Raw genomic sequence first — 20,294 nt, forward strand, 5'->3', positions numbered from 1 at the left:
AAATGAGTACATATAATGATAATTCTAAGCAGTGTTTGGAGAAGATTGTTGAGTCTGCTTCAGCAAAATTTAATGAATCAGTTGATATCGCAGTCAATTTAGGTGTAGATTCACGTAAATCTGAAGAGCAGGTGCGTGGTACAGTAGTTTTGCCTAAAGGTATCGGAAAGAATATTAAAGTAGCTGTTTTTTCTCAAGATAAACATTTATTAGAAGCTGAAAAAGCTGGTGCTGATATTACAGGAGGAGAAGATTTAGTTGAAGAGATAAAAAAAGATAGAAAGTTGAATGTTGATTGGTGCATCACTACTCCTGATTTCATGGCAAAAATCACTCCTATTGCAAAAGTATTGGGTGCTAAAGGGCTGATGCCTAACCCTAAATTTGGTACTGTGACTTATAACATTGCGGAAGCTACTAAAACCATTAAGTCTGGTCAAATAAAATTCAGGACGGATAAAAATGGGGTTATTCATGGTAAATTAGGAAGTATTAAATTTGATATTGATGATTTGCTGGAAAATTTAAAAGCCTTTCTTAAAGTAATTAGAGACAATAAACCTGCTTCTGTGAAAGGAGTTTACTTTAAAAGCGTCTTTTTAAATTCAACTATGGGTAAAGCTCATAAAATAAACAAAGTAGAAGATATAATTTAAGGGAGCGAAGTTGTGAAGCGTAAAGATAAGGATGAATTTATACAAAACATAATGAATGTGTTTGTAAATAATGATTTCTTAATATTGGTAAATTTCAAGTCTATGAATGTTAGCAATTCATTAATTCTTAGGAATAGTCTAAAATCTGTAATGGGTGGGATGTTAGTAGTTAAAAATACTCTAGCTTGTTTGGCTTTGGAAAGGACTGGTAAATTTTCTTATTTATCAGATAAATTTTCTGGTTCTGTTGCTATTATATACTCTAGCGCTATAGTAGAAGCTGCAAAGTTAATAGTTGATTTTATTAATGCTAACAAAGAAAAAATGTCTGTGATTTGTGCGGCTCATATAAATGAATTGTTAACAGTGGAAGATGTTAACAAATTGGCTAAGCTTCCCTCTTTGGATGAATTGCGTGTTAAAATTATGCGTTTAATATCTTATGATATTCCTGCTAGGTTAGCATTGTCTATTAATTCATCTTCTATGAGGCTTATGAGAGTTTTGGATTACTGTAGTTCTAAAAAATAAATTTGTTGTTAAATAAGGTGGTAAGTATGAATAATGTAACAAGTGATTTGGTTGATAAAATATTATCTTTAAATCTATTAGAGGCTTCTGAACTTGTAAAGGTTCTAGAAGAAAAAATAGGGTTGCCTAGAGGTTCTTTTCTTGGTGGAGCTGTTGGTGCTGGGGTGCCTATTAGTGATAATGCTACTGCTCCTGTTGCTCAAGAAAAAGCTGAATATAAAGTTGTAATCAAAGAGATTGATGCAAGCAAAAAAATAGGAGTGATTAAAGCTATTAGAGAAGTTAATTCTACATTGAATTTAAAAGAAGCGAAAGAATTAGTTGAGTCTTTACCCAAAGATTTGACTGCTAATGTTTCTAAAGACGAAGCAGAAAAAATAAAGCAAAAACTTATTGAAGCAGGAGCAACTAAAGTTGAGCTTGAATAAAATGTTAGTATATTAATTTTATGTTGATATAGCTCTTTTAATTAGTGAAGGTATTTTAATGGTTGATTCTTCTTATATGTGTGCTTCTAGTGCTTTTGTTCCTAGAGTTTCTTATTCCAGGTCGATTGATTTAAAAGATTCTTTGTTGGATTTGGTTAAAGTCCAAAAGGGGTCATATAATTCCTTTACTCCTAATAATGAGAGTAATGAAAGACTTGAAGCTATCTTTCATACAATTTTTCCAATATCTGATCCTTTGCATAGGGCTACTATCGAATTTTTGAATTGTAGGGTAGATGATCTTAAGTATAGTGAATCTGAATGTATAAAACGTGGTATAACTTTTTCTGCTCAGGTTATTGCTTCTATACGTCTTGTTATTATGCAGGATGGTGTTTCTCTTGAAAAATATCAAGAGATTAAAGAATATGATGATCATTCTAAGCTTGCAACTGTTATAAAATCTGCTGAAGAGCAGGAGGTTCGCTTTTGTGAACTGCCTATGATGACTGATAAAGGTACTTTCATCATCAATGGCGTAGAGAAAGTTATCGTTTCACAAATGCATAGATCTCCTGGAGTGTTTTTTGATAGTGATAAGGGAAAAACTTACAATTCTGGCAAATTGATCTATTCTGCTAGAGTTATTCCTTATAGAGGTTCTTGGCTTGATATTGAGTTTGATGTTAAAGATCATTTGTATTTTCGTATTGATAGAAAGAGAAAGTTGCCAATATCAGTTTTATTAAAGGCTTTAGGCTTATCAAATAATGACATACTTAATAAATTTTATGAAAAAATAGAGTATATAAAACATAAAAGTGGCTGGAAAGTACCTTTTTTCCCTGATAAATTGAAGGGAGTGAGGCTTCATTTTGATTTAAAGAATGTTGAAGGTAATGTGTTACTTAAAGCTAATGTTCGTATTACTTCAAAATTAGCTAAAAATCTATATGATAACGGGTTGAAAGAGTATCTAATTCCTTATGATTCTATATGTGGTTTATTTCTTGCAGAAGATTTAATAGATAGTGCTAGTTCTACAAAAATCTTATCTGCTGGTGAATCTATAAAATTAGAGGATATAAAAAAGCTTGAATTATTATCTATAGATAAAATATCAGTGTTAAACATAGATAATGTTTCTGTTGGACCTTACATATTAAACACACTTTTCTTAGATGAAAACATGTCTTATGAGAACGCTCTATATGAAATATATAAGGTTTTTCGTCCAGGTGAAGTTCCTGTTTTAAAGATAGTAGAGGAGTTTTTTCGTAATCTTTTCTTCAGTCCGGAATATTATGATTTGTCTAACATTGGTAGATTAAAACTTAACTCTTGCCTTGGGTTAAATTATGAGGAAAATTTAACTACTTTAACACATGAAGACATTATTGAAATTGTAAGAAAAATAGTATTGTTACGTGATGGTCAAGGATCTGTAGATGATATTGATCATTTAGCAAATAGAAGAGTCCGTTCAGTTGGAGAGTTTATAGAAAATCAATTTAGGACTGGATTATTAAAATTGGGACGGGCAGTAGTTGATTCTATGTCTACTTCTAGTTTAGATAAGGTATCTCCATCTGATTTTATAAATCCAAAAGTGTTAACCAATGTCTTAAGAGATTTTTTCAACTCTTCCCAATTATCTCAATTTATGGATCAGACTAATCCATTATCTGAAATAACACATAAAAGAAGGTTGTCAGCGTTAGGTCCTGGTGGTTTAACAAGAGAGAGGGCGGGATTTGAAGTGCGTGATGTTCATCCAACTCATTACGGAAGAATTTGCCCTATTGAAACTCCTGAGGGGCAGAATATAGGCTTAATTAACAGCTTAGCTATATACGCTCGTATTAATAAATATGGGTTCATTGAAAGTCCTTATAGGAAAGTAGTTAATAAGGTTGTTACTGATCAAATTGAGTATCTGTCTGCTATAGATGAAGGTTTATATTATATAGCCGATACCAGCGCAAAGCTTGATGAGAACAACTGCTTTGTTGATGATATGTTATACTGTAGGTATGCTGGTACCTTTGTAATGGTAAATAGTAATCAAGTAAGTTACATTGATTTATCTCCTAAGCAGGTAATATCGGTTGCTGCTTCTTTAATTCCATTTTTAGAAAATGATGATGCTAATAGAGCGTTAATGGGTTCAAATATGCAGCGTCAAGCTGTACCTTTATTGAAGCCTACTGCTCCTTTGGTTGCTACTGGCATGGAATCTTTCGTAGCTTCTGGCTCTGGTGCTGTAGTTTTAGCAAAACGTGGTGGCATAGTTGACAGCTCAGATAGTAACTCTATAGTTATACGTGCTTTTGACAAAGTAGGAATTAACTACTTGGATGTAGATATTTATCATCTAAGAAAATTTCAGCGTTCTAACCATAATACTTGTATTAACCAGAAACCACTGGTGCATGTAGGTGATTGTGTTAAGGAAGGTGATGTGATAGCTGATGGTCCTGCTATTAATAACGGTGAATTGGCACTTGGCCAAAACTTGCTAGTCGCTTTTATGTCTTGGCAAGGTTATAATTTTGAAGACTCAATCATTATTTCTAGTGAAGTTGTTAAAAAAGATCTATTTACTTCTATTCATATAGAAGAATTTGAATGTGTTGTACATGACACTCCTTTAGGGTCGGAAAAAATAACTCGTGCCATACCAGGTGTTAATGAAGAAAATCTTTATCACTTGGATGATAGTGGTATAGTAAAGGTTGGTACAAGAGTTGGTCCAGGTTGTATTTTGGTGGGGAAAGTTACACCTAAGCATTCTCTTTCATTGCCTCCTGAGACAAAATTGTTAATGACAATTTTTGGTGAAAAGTCATTTGATTGTGTGGATTCCTCTTTATATACATCTCCAGATATTGAAGGGATAGTGATTGATGTGCAGGTCTTTACACGCAGAGGGGAAGAAGAAAACGAAAGGGCGTTTCTTATTAAGCAGAAAGAGGTAAATGATTTTGAGAAAGAGCGGGACCATATAATCAATGTTATTAATCAATATTTCTATGATGAATTAAGAAAAATTCTTATTAATTCTGGCTCTCAAGATCGAGAAAGTATTAATTTTATTGAACGTGAGGGATGGTGGGATATAGGATTGAAAAACCAATCTATTTCTAAGCAAGTTGAGAGCTTAAAAAAAGATTTTGATGAAAAAGTATCACATGCAATAGCAAACTTTAAGCAAAAAATAGAAAAATTGCATGAAGGTTATGATCTGCCTCAAGGTGTATCGATGTCAGTAAAAGTTTTTATTGCTGTAAAACATAGTTTGCAGCCAGGGGATAAAATGGCTGGTAGACATGGAAATAAAGGTGTGATTTCTCGAGTTGTTCCAGTAGAAGATATGCCTTATTTAGAAGATGGTACTCCTATTGATATTATTCTTAACCCTCTTGGCGTTCCTTCACGAATGAATGTAGGGCAAATATTGGAAACGCATGTAGGTTGGGCTTGTAAAAAATTAGGAGAAAAAGTAGGCAATATTCTTGATGAGATCAATAAAATCAAACGTGCTTTTTGTGAGGGAATTAGATCTCTCAGTGATGATGATTTTGTAAAATTTGCAGCATTATATCTTGATAATAAAAAATGTGAGGATATTAATGATGATGAAATAACGGCTTCTATTTTAGATACGCCTAATAAGGATGAATTAAATAATGAATTGACTACATTAGTAGAGAATTATTTTAACTCTTGTAAAGATGTACACAGTAGTTTACGTCACTTCCTGATTGAGGTTTATAGTTGTGGCGGTAATTTATCTATTTGTAATAATATTCGTGATATTAATGATAATCACCTCATTGAATTTGCGCATAAGTTGCGTGATGGCATTCCTGTTACTGCACCTGTATTTGAAGGTCCAAAAGATGAACAAATAGTAAAGCTATTTGAACTTGCTGGATTGGATAACTCTGGGCAAGTTGTATTATATGATGGTTGTTCGGGTGAGAAGTTTGATCGCAAAGTTACAGTTGGTTACATGTACATGCTTAAGTTGCATCACTTAGTAGATGGTAAAATTCATGCGCGTTCAGTAGGACCTTATAGTTTGGTTACTCAACAACCTCTTGGAGGAAAGTCTCATTTTGGTGGTCAGCGTTTTGGTGAAATGGAATGTTGGGCATTACAAGCCTACGGTGCTGCTTACACTTTGCAGGAAATGTTAACTGTGAAGTCTGATGACATTAATGGCAGGGTTAAGATTTATGAATCGGTAATAAAAGGTGACAGTAACTTTGAATGTGGAATTCCTGAATCCTTTAATGTCATGATAAAAGAGTTGCGTTCCTTGTGTTTTAATGTGGATTTGAAGCAAAATGACATAGTAATTGAAGATATATCTCACACTAATATCGCACAATCTTTTAATGAGGTTAGCATTTCCATTGCTAGCCCTGAAAGTATTAAACGTATGTCTTATGGAGAGATAACAGATGTTTCAACTGCAAACTACCGTACATTCAAAGTTGAGAAAGGTGGATTATTTTGTCCTAAAATTTTTGGTCCTGTCAATGATGATGAATGTTTATGTGGAAAGTACAAAAAAAGAAGACATAGGGGCCGTATATGCGAAAAATGTGGAGTAGAAGTTACATCTTCTAAAGTAAGAAGAGAAAGAATGGGTCATATAGAGCTTGCATCTCCTGTTGCTCATATATGGTTTTTGAAGTCACTTCCTTCAAGAATTGGAGCATTATTAGATATGTCTCTTAGAGATATCGAAAGTATTTTATATAGTGATAATTATGTTGTAATAGATCCTCTTGTTTCCTCTTTTGAAAAAGGTGAAATTATTAGTGAGAAAGCTTATAATGAAGCTAAAGATAGCTATGGGGTCGATAGCTTTATAGCTATGAAAGGTGTTGAAGCTATAAGAGAATTGCTAACACGCCTTGATTTACATGAAATTAGGAAGAATTTAAGACAGGAGTTAGAATCTGTTTCTTCTGAAATAAGAAGAAAGAAAATTATAAAGAGATTACGTATTGTTGAAAATTTTATCAAGTCTGGAAACAGACCTGAGTGGATGATACTTACAGCTATACCTATTTTACCACCTGATTTGCGTCCCTTGGTATCGCTTGAAAGTGGTCGACCTGCAGTTTCTGATTTAAATCATCATTATAGAACTATTATTAATAGGAATAATAGATTGAGAAAATTATTAAGTTTAAATCCTCCTGAGATTATGATTCGTAATGAGAAAAGAATGTTACAAGAGGCAGTTGATTCTCTTTTTGATAATAGTCGTCGTAATGCTCTGGTAAATAAAGCTGGCGCTACTGGATATAAAAAATCTATTAGCGATATGCTGAAAGGAAAGCAAGGTCGTTTCCGTCAGAATCTTTTAGGAAAAAGGGTAGACTACTCTGGACGTTCTGTAATAGTTGTTGGTCCAACTTTGAAACTAAATCAGTGTGGATTACCGAAAAGAATGGCTCTTGAGTTATTCAAACCTTTTGTTTACTCAAGACTTAAAATATATGGAATGGCTCCAACTATAAAATATGCTAGCAAGTTAATAAGAGCAGAAAAGCCAGAAGTCTGGGATATGCTTGAAGTAGTAATAAAAGAGCATCCTGTTTTGCTAAATAGAGCGCCTACGCTACACAGGCTTGGTATTCAGGCTTTTGAGCCAGTCCTTATTGAAGGTAAAGCAATACAGCTTCATCCACTTGTTTGTACAGCATTTAACGCTGACTTTGATGGTGATCAAATGGCAGTACATGTGCCAATTTCATTGGAAGCTCAACTTGAAGCTAGAGTGTTGATGATGTCAATTAATAACGTTTTAAGTCCTTCTAATGGAAGACCGATTATAGTTCCTAGTAAAGATATAGTGCTTGGTATATACTACCTAACTTTACAGCAACTTAAGGAGGATGATTTACTACTTTTTTGTGCTTTTTGTGAAGTTGAGCATTCCTTAAACAACGGTACTCTACATATTCATTCTCATATAAAGTACAAAATGGAATACATCAATAGCGATGGAAACATTCAGTATAAAACTATTTGTACAACTCCTGGACGTTTAATATTATGGCAGATTTTTCCTAAACATGAGAATCTAAGCTTCGATTTAATAAATCAGGTATTAACAGTTAAGGAAATAACTAGTATAGTTGATTTAGTATATCGTAGCTGCGGTCAAAGTGCTACAGTGATATTTTCTGATAAATTGATGACACTTGGCTTTGAGTATGCTACATTTTCTGGTACTTCTTTTAGTCGTTGCGATATGGTCATACCTGAAACTAAAGCTACACACGTTAACTATACAAGGGGTGAAATTAAGAAATTCTCTGCACAGTATCAAGACGGGCTAATCACTAAAAGTGAAAGGTATAATAAAGTTATAGATGAGTGGTCTAAGTGCACAGATATAATAGCGAATGATATGTTAAAAGCGATATCTGTGTATGATGAAAATAGTAAGTACAATTCAATATATATGATGGTTAGCTCCGGTGCAAGAGGTTCTACTTCCCAGATGAAGCAGTTAGCAGGAATGCGAGGGTTAATGACCAAACCTTCTGGTGAAATTATAGAAACACCTATAATTTCTAATTTTCGCGAAGGATTGAATGTATTTGAATACTTTAATTCTACTCACGGAGCGCGTAAAGGTTTAGCTGATACTGCACTTAAAACTGCAAACTCTGGATACTTAACTCGTCGCTTGGTTGATGTATCTCAAAATTGCATAGTTATAAAACATGACTGTAAAACGAAAAATGGCCTTATTGTAAGAGCTATAGTTGAAGGGAATACTATAGTTGCATCTCTAGAGAGTGTTGTACTGGGTAGAACAGCTGCAAATGATATATATAACCCATTAACCAAAGAGTTATTATTAAAAGCAGGGGAATTAATTGATGAAGATAAAGTAAAGCAAATCAACATTGCAGGTCTTGATGCTATAAAAATTAGATCGCCTTTAACTTGTGAAATAAGTCCTGGTGTGTGTTCTTTGTGTTATGGAAGAGACCTTGCAACTGGTAAAATTGTTTCAATAGGTGAAGCAGTTGGTGTTATCGCTGCTCAATCTGTTGGAGAGCCAGGTACTCAGTTAACGATGCGTACTTTCCATATAGGTGGAGTAATGACTAGAGGTATTGAATCCTCAAATATTATAGCTTCTATTAACGCTAGAATAAAATTAAACAACAGTAATATAATTATAGATAAAAACGGAAATAAAGTTGTTATAAGCCGTTCCTGTGAAGTCATCTTAATTGATAGCCTTGGTAGTGAAAAATTGAAGCACAGTGTGCCTTATGGTGCTAAACTTTATGTAAATGAAGGTGAGTTAGTAAAAATTGGTGATAAAGTTGCGGAATGGGATCCGTATACACTACCTATTATTACGGAAAAGAGTGGTACAATATCTTACCAGGATTTAAAAGATGGAATTTCGATCACTGAAGTGATGGATGAATCTACAGGAATATCAAATAGAGTAGTAAAAGATTGGAAATTGCACTCTGGTGTAGCTAATTTACGTCCTCGTATTGCACTGCTTGATGATAATGAAAAAGTAATAACACTTGCAAGTGGTGTGGAAGCATGTTACTTCACACCAGTTGGTGCAGTGCTTAATGTACAGGATGGACAAAAAGTTCATGCAGGTGATGTTATCACAAGAACGCCAAGAGAGTCAGTTAAAACTCGTGATATTACTGGTGGTTTACCAAGGGTGATAGAGTTATTTGAAGCACGTCGTCCTAAAGAGCATGCTATCGTTAGTGAAATAGACGGTTATGTAACATTCTCTGAAAAAGATCGTAGAGGAAAACGTAGTATAGTAATTAAACCTGTAGATGAGCAAGCTTCTCCAGTTGAGTATTTAGTATCAAGAAGTAAGCATGTAATAGTCAATGAAGGTGATTTTGTGCGTAAAGGTGGTTTATTGATGGATGGCGATCCTGATCTTCATGATATTTTACGTGTGCTTGGGTTAGAAGCGTTAGCACACTATGTGATTTCTGAAATACAGCAAGTTTATAGATTGCAAGGTGTGCGCATAGATAACAAGCATTTAGAAGTGATCTTAAAGCAAATGCTACAAAAAGTAGAAATTACAGATCCTGGTGATACTATGTACTTAATTGGAGAAAATATCGACAGGCTGGAAATTGATAGAGAAAATGATGCTATGAATAACTCTGGAAAACGACCTGCTCATTATCTTCCTATTCTGCAGGGAATTACTAGAGCAAGCCTTGAAACTAATTCCTTTATTTCTGCTGCCTCTTTCCAAGAAACAACAAAAGTACTTACGGAAGCAGCATTTTGTGGAAAGAGTGATCCTTTGAGTGGGTTAAAAGAAAATGTTATAGTAGGAAGATTAATTCCTGCTGGTACGGGTTTAGTTATGAATAAGGTGAAAGCACTTTCGCTTTGTGAAAATATAGATAAATATGAAAAATATTTTGATATTGAGACTTATGACGAAAAATTGCTGAGTGATAATAGTTATCAATTACATTCTGATGAAGAAGAGAGTGTGGTGGCATCGCACTATGATCAGTCAAGTTGAATATAGCTAATGAGGTAGTATGTTTAATCTGTTTTTAACTAAAAAAATCAATTATATTTTCTTTCACCTCTGTGCTGTCTATTATGTTATTTACTCTTACACGAAATTCAGATGAGTTTTGAAGCCCGCTACTGTACCATCCTATATGTTTGCGGGCCATCTTTATTCCTGTATCGCTTCCATAGTACTCAAGAATACTGTCATAATGCTTGAGTATTATGCTTAATCTCTCTGAGGCTGTTGGCTCAGAAACTTTATTTCCACTCAAAAAGTTTATTGCTTGATTAATCAGCCAAGGTTTGCCGTAAGCACCACGACCTATCATTACTACATCTGCCCCAGATTCTTTAAGTGCACTTTGAACATCATTCAAACTCTTAATATCTCCATTTACTATAACTGGAATTTTTACCTGCTCTTTAACATTTCTCACGAATTTCCAATCTGCTTGACCATTATAAAGCTGTTCCCTTGTCCTTCCATGTACAGTAATCATCTTTGCTCCCAAATCTTCTGCAATTTTTGCCAAGCGCGGAGCATTACGATTTTCGTCATTCCATCCAGTACGCATTTTTACTGTAACTGGCACACTCACTGCCTTGACTACATCTTCTATTATCTCAGCAGCCTTTTTTTCATCACGAATAAGTGCTGACCCTGCGTAACCGTTTACAACTTTTTTAACTGGACAACCAAAATTTATATCTATGATTTTTGCACCCATGCCCTCATTTAACTTTGCAGCTTCCGCCATAACATCAGGCTCACAACCAGCAAGTTGTACAGCGGTTAGTTCATCGACTTTTGCTTTTTGCATGCTCTGGCGAGTTTGCATGATCATAGCTATGCTTGCAATCATTTCTGAGACTAGCAAACTTGCACCAAGTTTCTTTACAATACTCCTAAATTGATAGTCAGTCACTCCAGACATTGGCGCTAAAATAACTGGAGAATCAATAGTTAGATTTCCTACTTGGAGAAACACAGGCTTTCTAGTTGCTAAAAAATGTATTTTTGAAACTGTTATAAGCCATTATTATAGCATCTTGCAGAGATGAACTTGTGGCAGGTTGTGTTTCCTCTTTCTTACTATCTTCAAGACTAAGCTGCTGTAGAGTGTCGTGTAAAATTACACCTTCAGCAATGGATTCTTTCCACTCTTCATCCTTCATAAGCGCTTCTGTAAACTCTCTTCTCTTCTTTTGCAATTGTTCTGGATTAGGCTTGTACTTTGACAACTCTCTGTCAATTTCATCAAATGATTTATTCTCGTTGAACATTTGCGTAATCATATGAGCATTTTCTAAAGCAAATATTCCACAATTACAGCTATCTTCTTGCTGCTTGGTTGGTGAGCTTCTTATGTTGTCATCATTTCCTATCTCCAACGTTTCCTGCATTATGCTTACTATATAATCACCATTAATTTGCTTGCTAACTAATTTGTTTTTATCTTTTCTTGCACAATTCAATGTTTCTTGGACATCATCCTTTTTTTCCTTAAGACTAATATTATCTGGATTATTTTCTTTTTCCCGTATCAAATCTCCGATTTCATTGCCTAAAGGCTCCACACATTTCGCAGTGATCTCATTAGCAAGAATTATATTATCTTTTACTGCTCCATCAATCTTACTTGGTAATTGAGTGCCAAATGAATCACAATAGTAAGCTCTAAACTGTTTATTTGTTGGCTCATACGTAACGACTAATGTTACCCAATGATAATTACCTATATTAACAACAGCAGTAAATGTTTTCTTTAAATTTTCCTTCTCTACTTCACTTTTATACTCTTTTAACCTTTCGTTTAACGAGTTCACGTCACCAGGGATAGAGAAAAATACATCATTCGTAGAGGCTTCTGAATATCCATATTCCACTCTTGCAATATGGGCAATATCATGTTGCCGCAACAAGTAATCATACTTTTTGAGATTTGTCTGATGCATAAGAGTTTGTAGATCTTCATGAAGCTCCTTGCCACCCAAACCACTATCTCCTGAAGCATTAGAATTTCTACGACTATTGTTACTTGAGGCAGGTTCACTTCCTGGTGCAATACCACTATCTGTAGATGGAGAATAGGAATTTCTACGTACCCTCTTATCCGAATCATTTGTTTGTCTTGATATAGTATCTAGTCCACTATCCAGTGATTTACTTCTTGTGAATTTTTGCTCTTTTGGACTCTTTTCTTTCTTTACAGTTCCTTTTTCATCAACATAATCTTTTACCAAGTAAAATAAAGGTTCAATAACCATCTTGTATGTTGCTGTAAGCACTATTCCCATTAAAATCCAAACTATAGGGTTGGAGATGAGCATAGCAAGTGGTAAGGTTAAGAGGAAAGATCCTATTATCAATCCCAAACAGCCAATGGTAAATGTAGTAGCCAAATATATACAAAAAGCGTAGACAGCAAATCTTCCACTAGCCTTAAGTTTAGTGAAGTGAGTACTCTCTTTAAATGTATTGTACTTTTCTCGGATGCCCAACATGTTATATTTTATGAATACTACGTTAACTAATTCTAGCAAATTATGAAGGTAAAATCAATATTAGCATTTATATGTAAAAATATTGAGCATTAAAAGCTTTTGAAGTACAGTAATGATGTTAGTAATAGCACAACATATGCATGATATAGAACATATACGCAAAAACCCTGAAGGATTTGAAAAAGCAATAAAAAGCAGAGGGGTGAAAGAATTTACTACAGAAGAAATATTAGAGATTGACCATAAAAAAAGATCACTGACTACTAAATTGCAAGCTTTAAATAAGCAACGCAATGAGATCACGGAAGAAATAAAGAGGCTTAAAATGAACAAAAGCTCCTGTGAAAATGAGGTAGAAGTGTCAAGAAACATAACAAATGAGATAGAAGCAATCAGCTTAAAAGAGCAAACGGAGAAAGATAACTTAATGAATATCTTATCTAACTTACCAAATATCTCTGCACAAAACGTGCCAATAGGTGAAGATGAGAGCTCTAACGTAGAAATCAGAAAATATGGAGAGAGAAGAAAATTTGATTTTACACCAAAATTTCATTATGAACTCGGAGAAAGGTTAGGCTTGATGGATTTTGAACAAGCAGCAAAAATTTCTGGATCAAGGTTTACAATATTAAAAGGACAGTTAGCTAAGCTTGGACGAGCATTAATAAATTTTATGCTGGAAACACATGTTAATGAATTTGCCTATACTGAGGTGTATCACCCAGCCCTGGTGAAAAACGAGGCGATGTATAACGTTGGTCAGCTACCAAAATTTTCTGATGACTCATATTTAACTACCGATAAATTAAGATTAATTCCCACAAGTGAAGTAGTTTTAACAAATTTAGTTGCTGACAAAATAATAGAAGAAAAAGAACTGCCTATTCGTTTTACTGCATATTCAGAATGTTTTCGTAAAGAAGCTGGCAGTGCAGGACGAGATACAAGAGGTATGATAAGGCAACACCAATTTGGTAAAGTGGAGTTGGTAAGCATCACAACTGAAGACCAGTCAAAAGACGAGCTTGAACGTATGACTAGTGTTGCCGAAGAGATATTAAAAAAACTAGAATTACCGTACAGAGTAATGCTACTTTGCAGTGGCGATATGGGTTTTGCTGCACAAAAGACTTATGACATAGAGGTATGGTTACCTGAGCAAAATAAATATAGAGAAATATCAAGCTGCTCAAATTGCGGTACGTTCCAGGCAAGAAGAATGAACACTAAATACTTCTTAGAAAATGACAGAAAAACAAAAAAATACGTTCACACTTTAAACGGCTCAGCTTTAGCCATAGGAAGAACAATTGTTGCCATAATGGAGAATTATCAAAATTCCGATGGGTCAGTTACAATACCAAACGTGTTGCAAAGATACATGAGTAATGATACTGTTATAAGCAAACAATAATTTTGACATATATAGAAAAGCGAGGAAATAAAGATGAAGGTTTTGGTTATAGGTTCTGGTGGGCGTGAGCATGCTTTACTTTGGGCTCTAAAGAAGTCTCCTATCTTGACTAAGTTATATGTTACTCCTGGTCGACCGGCCATGGAGAATTTTGGAGTTCTTGTGAATATAAATATTCAAGATTCAGTGGATGTTACACAATTTTGCAAGAAAGAAAATATAGAACTAGTAATTATTGGTCCAGAGCAACCGATAATTAATGGACTTGCTGATGATTTAACTGCGGAGGGGATAAACGTTTTTGCTCCAAGTCAAGCAGCTGCAAAACTTGAGGCATCAAAGTCTTTTACGAAGGAACTATGTAAACAATATGGTATACCGACCGCCAAGTATGAACGTTTTATTGATGAAAGGTTAGCTAAAAATTTTGTCCGTAGTAATAAAATAAAATTGCCGCTTGTAATTAAAGCAAATGGAATTGCAGCAGGGAAAGGTGTCATAATATGCCACACAGAAAATGAGGCTTTTTCATCAATAGATTCAATGCTAGTGGAGAAAAATCTTGGTGAGTTAGGTGAAGAAGTAATCATAGAAGAGTTTTTAATTGGAGAGGAAGTAAGTTTTTTTGCTCTTATTGATGGGTTGAAGGTAGTAACCCTTGGGTGTGCAAAAGATTACAAGAGAGTTGGTGAAAATAATGAGGGACAAAATACTGGAGGCATGGGTTCATACTCATCACCTTCGATTATAAGTAAGGAGATGGAGAAAAAAATTATCCAAAAAATAATATATCCTACAATTCAAGCACTGACTAACATGGGAACATCCTATAAAGGAGTACTCTTTGCTGGTTTAATGATTTGCAAAGATAGTCCAAAGCTTCTTGAGTATAATGTTAGGTTTGGGGATCCGGAAATACAATCTATGTTACCTAGACTTGATCCAAATTGTGATTTGCTAAAGTTGATGTTGTCAGTTGCAGAAGGCAAGTTAAATACAAAAATGGTGGAGTTTAATCACAAAACTACAGTTTGTGTAGTCGTTGCAAGTAAAGGCTATCCTGGTGATTATCAAAAAGGAGAGGTAATTAAAGGATTAGATAAAATTGAAAACATTCCTGGAGTGCTAGTATTTCATGCTGGTACTAAGCTAGATGAAAATGGTAATTGGATTTCCGATGGCGGAAGGGTACTAAATATAGTAGGAGAAGGAAACACTCTGGAAGAAGCTAAAAGTAAAGTGTACTCAGCATTAAATTTTCTAGAATGGTCAGGTGGGTTCTTCAGGTATGATATTGGTAGTTAATTTAGCTCATGCAGAAACGAAAAAAGTCACTTTGCAAGCAGTAAACTAAAGAAAAACATCAACTAGGTTTATAATCTATCACTACCGTGTTTGCAATTTTGTCGTGAAAAGCTTGTTTATGTTCATCACCTACTACATATACTAAAACTAAGATTAGTATAGCTAAGAATAAAATGGGATTACAAAGTGATATGCGATAAATTATAAAAAGAGCTATAGTCTTTTTCATTGCTTGCATTGTAGTGATTGACTCAAATGTATCTTTGTCTTTTACACGCATGCTAAATAACAAGTGTCTTGGAGTGCCGCCAAATTTTACTAGCATGAATATATGAAATATACATGGTATCATTAAAAATAAAGAAAATACAATCGTGGTGATTACAATTATTGCACCCATGATCCCTTGTATTGCGTGTGTAAGTGAGAAACCCACCGCCATTAAACCAAATGGTATTGCGATAAATAAAATACAATCAACTATAAATGCTAGAGTACGTCTTATCATCGTTGAGTAGTTTACTTTTTTATCTATGTACTACCTATAAAGAAAAACATCAACTAGGTTTATAGTCTATCACTACTGTTTTTGCAATTTTGTCATTAAGGAACTGTTTATGCTTATCAAATGTTGCAAACAATATGATAATAATTGGTAAAATTATAAATAGACTAGAAATACTCAATATTGTATAAAAAATTATAAAATATAACAATCCAAAAGTTCCTGTTCTGATTATTGTTTGTGTTATAGTGATTTTTTCAAGTGTATTTTTGTCTTTTATATGCATACGAAGCAATAATTGTCCCGGAGTTCCGCCGAATTCTATTATCGTAAATGCATAAAATGCTAATGCCAATATTAGCTCTGTTACATTAAGAATTGTTGCGTTGTCTGAAATTATTTTAACCGCATTGGGTGTTAAAGTACCTAAGGTACATCCAATGTTAAATCCAATAAAATACTTTATCGCCGTTAATAAAATATGATCAAACGCAAATGCAAAAATGCGTCTCGTAACTCTTGCATAGCTTATTTTAGTATCCATACAACCCCAACCGCATTACTAACTGACATAAGAACATGTTATTAAATAACTGTAAATACGTCAACTTGTACAGTACTAGCTGCTTGTGCCACTATATTATTTGAATTAACATTAAATCATTTACAGTTAAGGAAGTTATGTCAACACCAATCACAGTTGCGTATGGCGATGGTATCGGCCCAGAAATTATGGAAGCGGTGCTGTCGATATTGCGTGAAGCAGAAGCGAAGATCTCAATAGATATTATTGAAATAGGGGAGCGTGTTTATAGTAAGGAATGGTCTCATGGAATTTCTCCGAGTGGTTGGGAATCTATCGAAAGGACAAAGATATTACTCAAATCTCCAACAACAACTCCGCAAGGTAAAGGCCACAAAAGCTTGAACGTTGCACTCAGAAAAAATCTAGGGTTGTATGCAAATATCAGACCATGCATTTCATATCATCCTGTCATAGAGAATAAATTTGATAAGTTTGATATTGTAGTAATACGTGAAAATGAAGAGGACGTTTACACCGGAATAGAGCATAGGCTCACTGGTGACTCGTACCAATGCACTAAAATTATTACTAGATCTGGCTCAGAAAAAATATGCAGGTACGCTTTTGAATATGCGAAAAAACACAACAGAAAGAAAGTAACTTGCCTGACTAAAGACAACATAATGAAAATGACTGACGGCGCTTTTCATGCAGCGTTTGATCGTATTGCAAAAGAATATCCGGATATAAAGGCGGAACATTATATAGTTGATATTGGAATGGCAAAAGTTGCTACAGAGCCTGAGAATTTCGATGTTATAGTAACTGAGAATCTATATGGGGATATATTATCAGATATAGTGGCACAAACCTCTGGATCTGTAGGACTCGCTGGAAGTAGCAATATAGGTAATGAATATGCAATGTTCGAAGCAGTGCATGGTTCTGCTCCTGATATTGCAGGAAAAAATATAGCTAATCCTTCTGGTCTTTTAAATGCTGCAGTGCATATGCTAATTTACATAGGTAAAGCTGCTACTGCAAAACTAATTTATGATGCGTGGCTGAAGACTTTGGAGGATGGAATACATACTGCTGATTTATATAAAGAGAAAAAAAGTAAACAGAAAGTTGGTACAAAAGAATTTGCAGAGGCTGTTATAGATAATCTAGGGAAAAAACCCACAACGTTATCTGAGCTTATAATTAGCAGTGATTCGGATAGTAAAATAAATAAAGTACAATACAATTACGAACAAGATTACAAAGTTAAAAAGCTAGTGGGTAGTGATATAACGCTTGCCTGGGACAAATCCAACAATTTTGATCAAATAGTTAGGTTATTTGAATCGAGTAATCTGAAAATGATAGCAATATACTCAAAAGGACTTGCAATTTGGCCAGGAGGCTCAAAGTCTTCAAGTGAACAAATAACCTGCAGGTTCATTGCAAATAATGAAATTACAAATAGTGATGTGAATAACTTGCTAGTCAAATTTGAGGAACATAATTTTGATGTAGTGAGAATGGACAAATTGTATTTATACGATGGGAAAGAGGGTTTTTTCTCTTAATGAGAGTTAAACATGTTTATGCCTGTGTAAAATACAAAATGTAGTATGCTAATAGCATGGTATATTTATGTGAGGCACAGTAATGAATCAACATTTTAAGTTAACTAATCAGGAGTTTTATGATAACGCTGACCTGTTTAAAGTATTAGAAATAAAAGCTGAGCAAGTTGTAGACAAGAATTATGAAGAGCTTAGCGCAACTTTGAAGAAGCAGCATAAGAAGTTAATTCTTGTAAATCATCCTGACAAAGGTGGAGACAAAGATAGATTTGATCGAATTTATAAAGCTTATCAAGAGCTAAAAAAATATATTGAGCCTTTAGAATTAGGAAATCCTTGTGTTAAAGTTAGCGTTGATGCTGAAAGTGATGGCCGTTTAACGGCAAGAGAGTTTCACTATAGGAAGAAGCTATTTAGTACACTAGGGATTGGTGAAGAAGCTATAGGTGGGGATTACGAAAAATTGAATTCTATATTGCAAAAAAAAACTTTATGAGGGTTGTGCTAATGATGATACTGAGCAATTACGCTCTTATATTTCTCCTCTAGGGAACAAAAAGGATCTAGTAGATGAGGATAAAAAACAATTAGCATTGAAATTTATAGAGTATAAAAATTTTCTACTGCTTGTCCCAAAAATAAGTTTTCTGCCTTTAAGGCTATTAACCACAGTTACTGTAGGTTGCTATTTTTCATGGTGGATCATAGCATTTAATATCATTTGTAATAAAGTCATTGGTTCATTAGTAAATTATTATATGGAGAAGTATAAAAACTCAGAAATTTCCACTGATGAATTCACAAGTAAAATGAGCTATATCGAACTAAGCAGTAAACTTCTTATCAACTATCCTTTAGCTGCTTTTTATGTTTATTTAGTTACAACAAATTTCATTGCTAATGGATTAACTGTTGGTGGAGCTATACTTGGTCCACTATTGTTATTGGCAGTATTAATTGAAGCGTTAGCTCTTATTTTCTCAAAAGGCTGTGAAATATATGCCGACAAGCACACAAAAGATTTACTAGAAGAGGATCAAAAAGATAGAGTGCAAAAGGAAACTGATCTGTTAGGACGGTATGATCCACGAAAACTGTTAATGCCAATTATCATGCCTCTTGTTAGAAAGTGTTTTGCAGAAGTGGCAAGTGAATTTGCTGAGAGGAATTTTGATGAAGTGAACACTAATGTGTCTGATGTCAACACTGAGCAGCAATTTAAACCTCAAGAAACTGGATTTACACAACAAACAGTGTAGTATAAGCTTTTAGCTCTATGCATGGACTCAAAAAAAGTAGAACTGATATTTGAAAAATTCAAGCAATCAAATCCTACACCAAAAATAGAGCTAAATTATACCAATCATTTTACGTTATTAGTTGCAATAGTTCTGTCAGCGCGGACGACCGATATAAGTGTTAATAAAATTACAAAGGAGCTATTTAGTATCGCTGATACGCCAGAAAAGATGTTGAATCTTGGGCAAAGTGAGCTGAGAAAATGCATAAGCAGTATTGGTTTATATAATTCCAAAGCAAAAAATATAATCGGGCTCAGTAAAATATTGATTGAGCGGTACAATAGCAAAGTGCCTACTAATTTCGATGATTTGGTATCTTTACCAGGGGTTGGGAGAAAGAGCGCTAATGTGTTCTTAAATTCAGGGCTTGGTATTCCAACATTGGCAATTGATACTCATGTTTTTAGAGTAAGCAATAGAGCTGGGCTTGTGAAAGAAAAAGATGTATTTAAAACAGAACAATCTCTTTTGAATGTTGTTCCAAAAAAATACCTACTTTATGCTCATCATTGGCTAGTTTTACACGGTAGATACATTTGCAAGGCACAAAAACCTTTGTGTGAAGCGTGCACAATTCATGATTTATGTGAGTTTGAATGCAAGAGGTATAAAGTCTAGCACACTACTCCGATATTCCTTCCTTTTATCATTCAAGTTGGTTCCTTTATGATGACAGTTCCCAGATATTGGTTCTTTTTTTTCTAGATTCCAGTGTCAGCTACTTGAGTGACATGGTGGAATATCATCAGGGTACTCTCCTTCTTGTCATCCCAGTTCTTGACACTGGGATCCATCCTTTCTTACCAACAAAAACTTACCATAAGATGGCCTCTTTTGTGCTCAAAAATTTCTGAATTCCAGTGTCACGCATTGGGATGACGCCTAAGGGGCTACTCGCATGACACCCTCTTTTTAGCCCAAATCAAAATGTTCGTACAGCTGTGAGCCACGCGCTGCTCTTTTAGTTACAAA

The 20,294-nt window shown here is 34.4% G+C and carries 14 protein-coding genes; 10 read left to right on the plus strand and 4 right to left on the minus strand.

Annotation, left to right across the window (positions count from 1 at the left end):
• Positions 1-2 precede the first annotated feature (2 nt).
• From rplA to AAE962_RS01115, 4 genes are read left to right on the plus strand one after another with little or no spacing between them, the layout of a single operon-like run.
• On the plus strand, positions 3-656 hold the full coding sequence (gene rplA, locus AAE962_RS01100; protein ID WP_343289220.1) for a 50S ribosomal protein L1: 654 nt from the start codon (positions 3-5) through the stop codon (positions 654-656).
• Positions 657-668: 12 nt separating this feature from the next.
• Positions 669-1,187 carry a 50S ribosomal protein L10 gene (rplJ, locus tag AAE962_RS01105; RefSeq protein ID WP_006014692.1) on the plus strand — a complete coding sequence of 173 codons (519 nt, stop codon included), beginning with the start codon at positions 669-671 and terminating at the stop codon, positions 1,185-1,187.
• Between the two features lie 26 nt (positions 1,188-1,213).
• Positions 1,214-1,615, plus strand: coding sequence for a 50S ribosomal protein L7/L12 (gene rplL / locus AAE962_RS01110; RefSeq protein WP_343289221.1), 402 nt, complete (start codon positions 1,214-1,216; stop codon positions 1,613-1,615).
• A 58-nt stretch (positions 1,616-1,673) separates the two neighbouring features.
• Entirely contained in the window at positions 1,674-10,193 is an 8,520-nt protein-coding gene (locus AAE962_RS01115; RefSeq protein ID WP_343289222.1) for a DNA-directed RNA polymerase subunit beta/beta', read from the plus strand.
• 34 nt (positions 10,194-10,227) lie between these two features.
• Here the strand turns inward: AAE962_RS01115 and dusB are convergent, their stop codons facing one another.
• Positions 10,228-11,178 carry a tRNA dihydrouridine synthase DusB gene (gene dusB / locus AAE962_RS01120; RefSeq protein WP_343289223.1) on the minus strand — a complete coding sequence of 317 codons (951 nt, stop codon included), beginning with the start codon at positions 11,176-11,178 and terminating at the stop codon, positions 10,228-10,230.
• Between the two features lie 7 nt (positions 11,179-11,185).
• A complete protein-coding gene (locus tag AAE962_RS01125; protein ID WP_343289224.1) occupies positions 11,186-12,694 on the minus strand; it encodes a hypothetical protein in 1,509 nt (502 codons plus the stop codon).
• Positions 12,695-12,830: 136 nt separating this feature from the next.
• On the opposite strand from AAE962_RS01125, the gene serS reads away from it, so the two are divergent.
• Both serS and purD read left to right on the plus strand, forming a co-directional pair.
• On the plus strand, positions 12,831-14,111 hold the full coding sequence (gene serS, locus AAE962_RS01130) for a serine--tRNA ligase (protein WP_264336778.1): 1,281 nt from the start codon (positions 12,831-12,833) through the stop codon (positions 14,109-14,111).
• 33 nt (positions 14,112-14,144) lie between these two features.
• Positions 14,145-15,416, plus strand: a complete 1,272-nt coding sequence (gene purD, locus AAE962_RS01135) for a phosphoribosylamine--glycine ligase (RefSeq protein ID WP_343289225.1) — start codon at positions 14,145-14,147, stop codon at positions 15,414-15,416.
• A gap of 58 nt (positions 15,417-15,474) precedes the next feature.
• Here purD and AAE962_RS01140 read toward each other — a convergent pair whose 3' ends face one another.
• Both AAE962_RS01140 and AAE962_RS01145 read right to left on the minus strand, forming a co-directional pair.
• Positions 15,475-15,924 carry an RDD family protein gene (locus AAE962_RS01140; RefSeq protein WP_343289226.1) on the minus strand — a complete coding sequence of 150 codons (450 nt, stop codon included), beginning with the start codon at positions 15,922-15,924 and terminating at the stop codon, positions 15,475-15,477.
• Between the two features lie 49 nt (positions 15,925-15,973).
• Positions 15,974-16,465 (minus strand): RDD family protein, encoded by a 492-nt coding sequence (locus AAE962_RS01145; protein ID WP_343289227.1) that lies wholly within the window; start codon positions 16,463-16,465, stop codon positions 15,974-15,976.
• A gap of 137 nt (positions 16,466-16,602) precedes the next feature.
• On the opposite strand from AAE962_RS01145, the gene icd reads away from it, so the two are divergent.
• The 4 genes from icd (at position 16,603) to nth (ending at position 19,940) form a co-directional block, all read left to right on the plus strand.
• Entirely contained in the window at positions 16,603-18,021 is a 1,419-nt protein-coding gene (gene icd / locus AAE962_RS01150; RefSeq protein ID WP_343289228.1) for an isocitrate dehydrogenase, read from the plus strand.
• Between the two features lie 82 nt (positions 18,022-18,103).
• Positions 18,104-18,517, plus strand: a complete 414-nt coding sequence (locus tag AAE962_RS01155; protein WP_343289229.1) for a hypothetical protein — start codon at positions 18,104-18,106, stop codon at positions 18,515-18,517.
• Positions 18,518-18,779: 262 nt separating this feature from the next.
• Positions 18,780-19,280 (plus strand): hypothetical protein, encoded by a 501-nt coding sequence (locus AAE962_RS01160; protein WP_343289230.1) that lies wholly within the window; start codon positions 18,780-18,782, stop codon positions 19,278-19,280.
• Positions 19,281-19,301: 21 nt separating this feature from the next.
• Positions 19,302-19,940: an endonuclease III gene (gene nth, locus AAE962_RS01165; RefSeq protein ID WP_343289231.1), complete on the plus strand. Its 639-nt coding sequence runs from the start codon at positions 19,302-19,304 to the stop codon at positions 19,938-19,940.
• Positions 19,941-20,294: the final 354 nt, after the last annotated feature.

This window comes from Wolbachia endosymbiont of Encarsia formosa (assembly GCF_039540065.1).
In the GTDB taxonomy this organism is placed as follows: domain Bacteria; phylum Pseudomonadota; class Alphaproteobacteria; order Rickettsiales; family Anaplasmataceae; genus Wolbachia.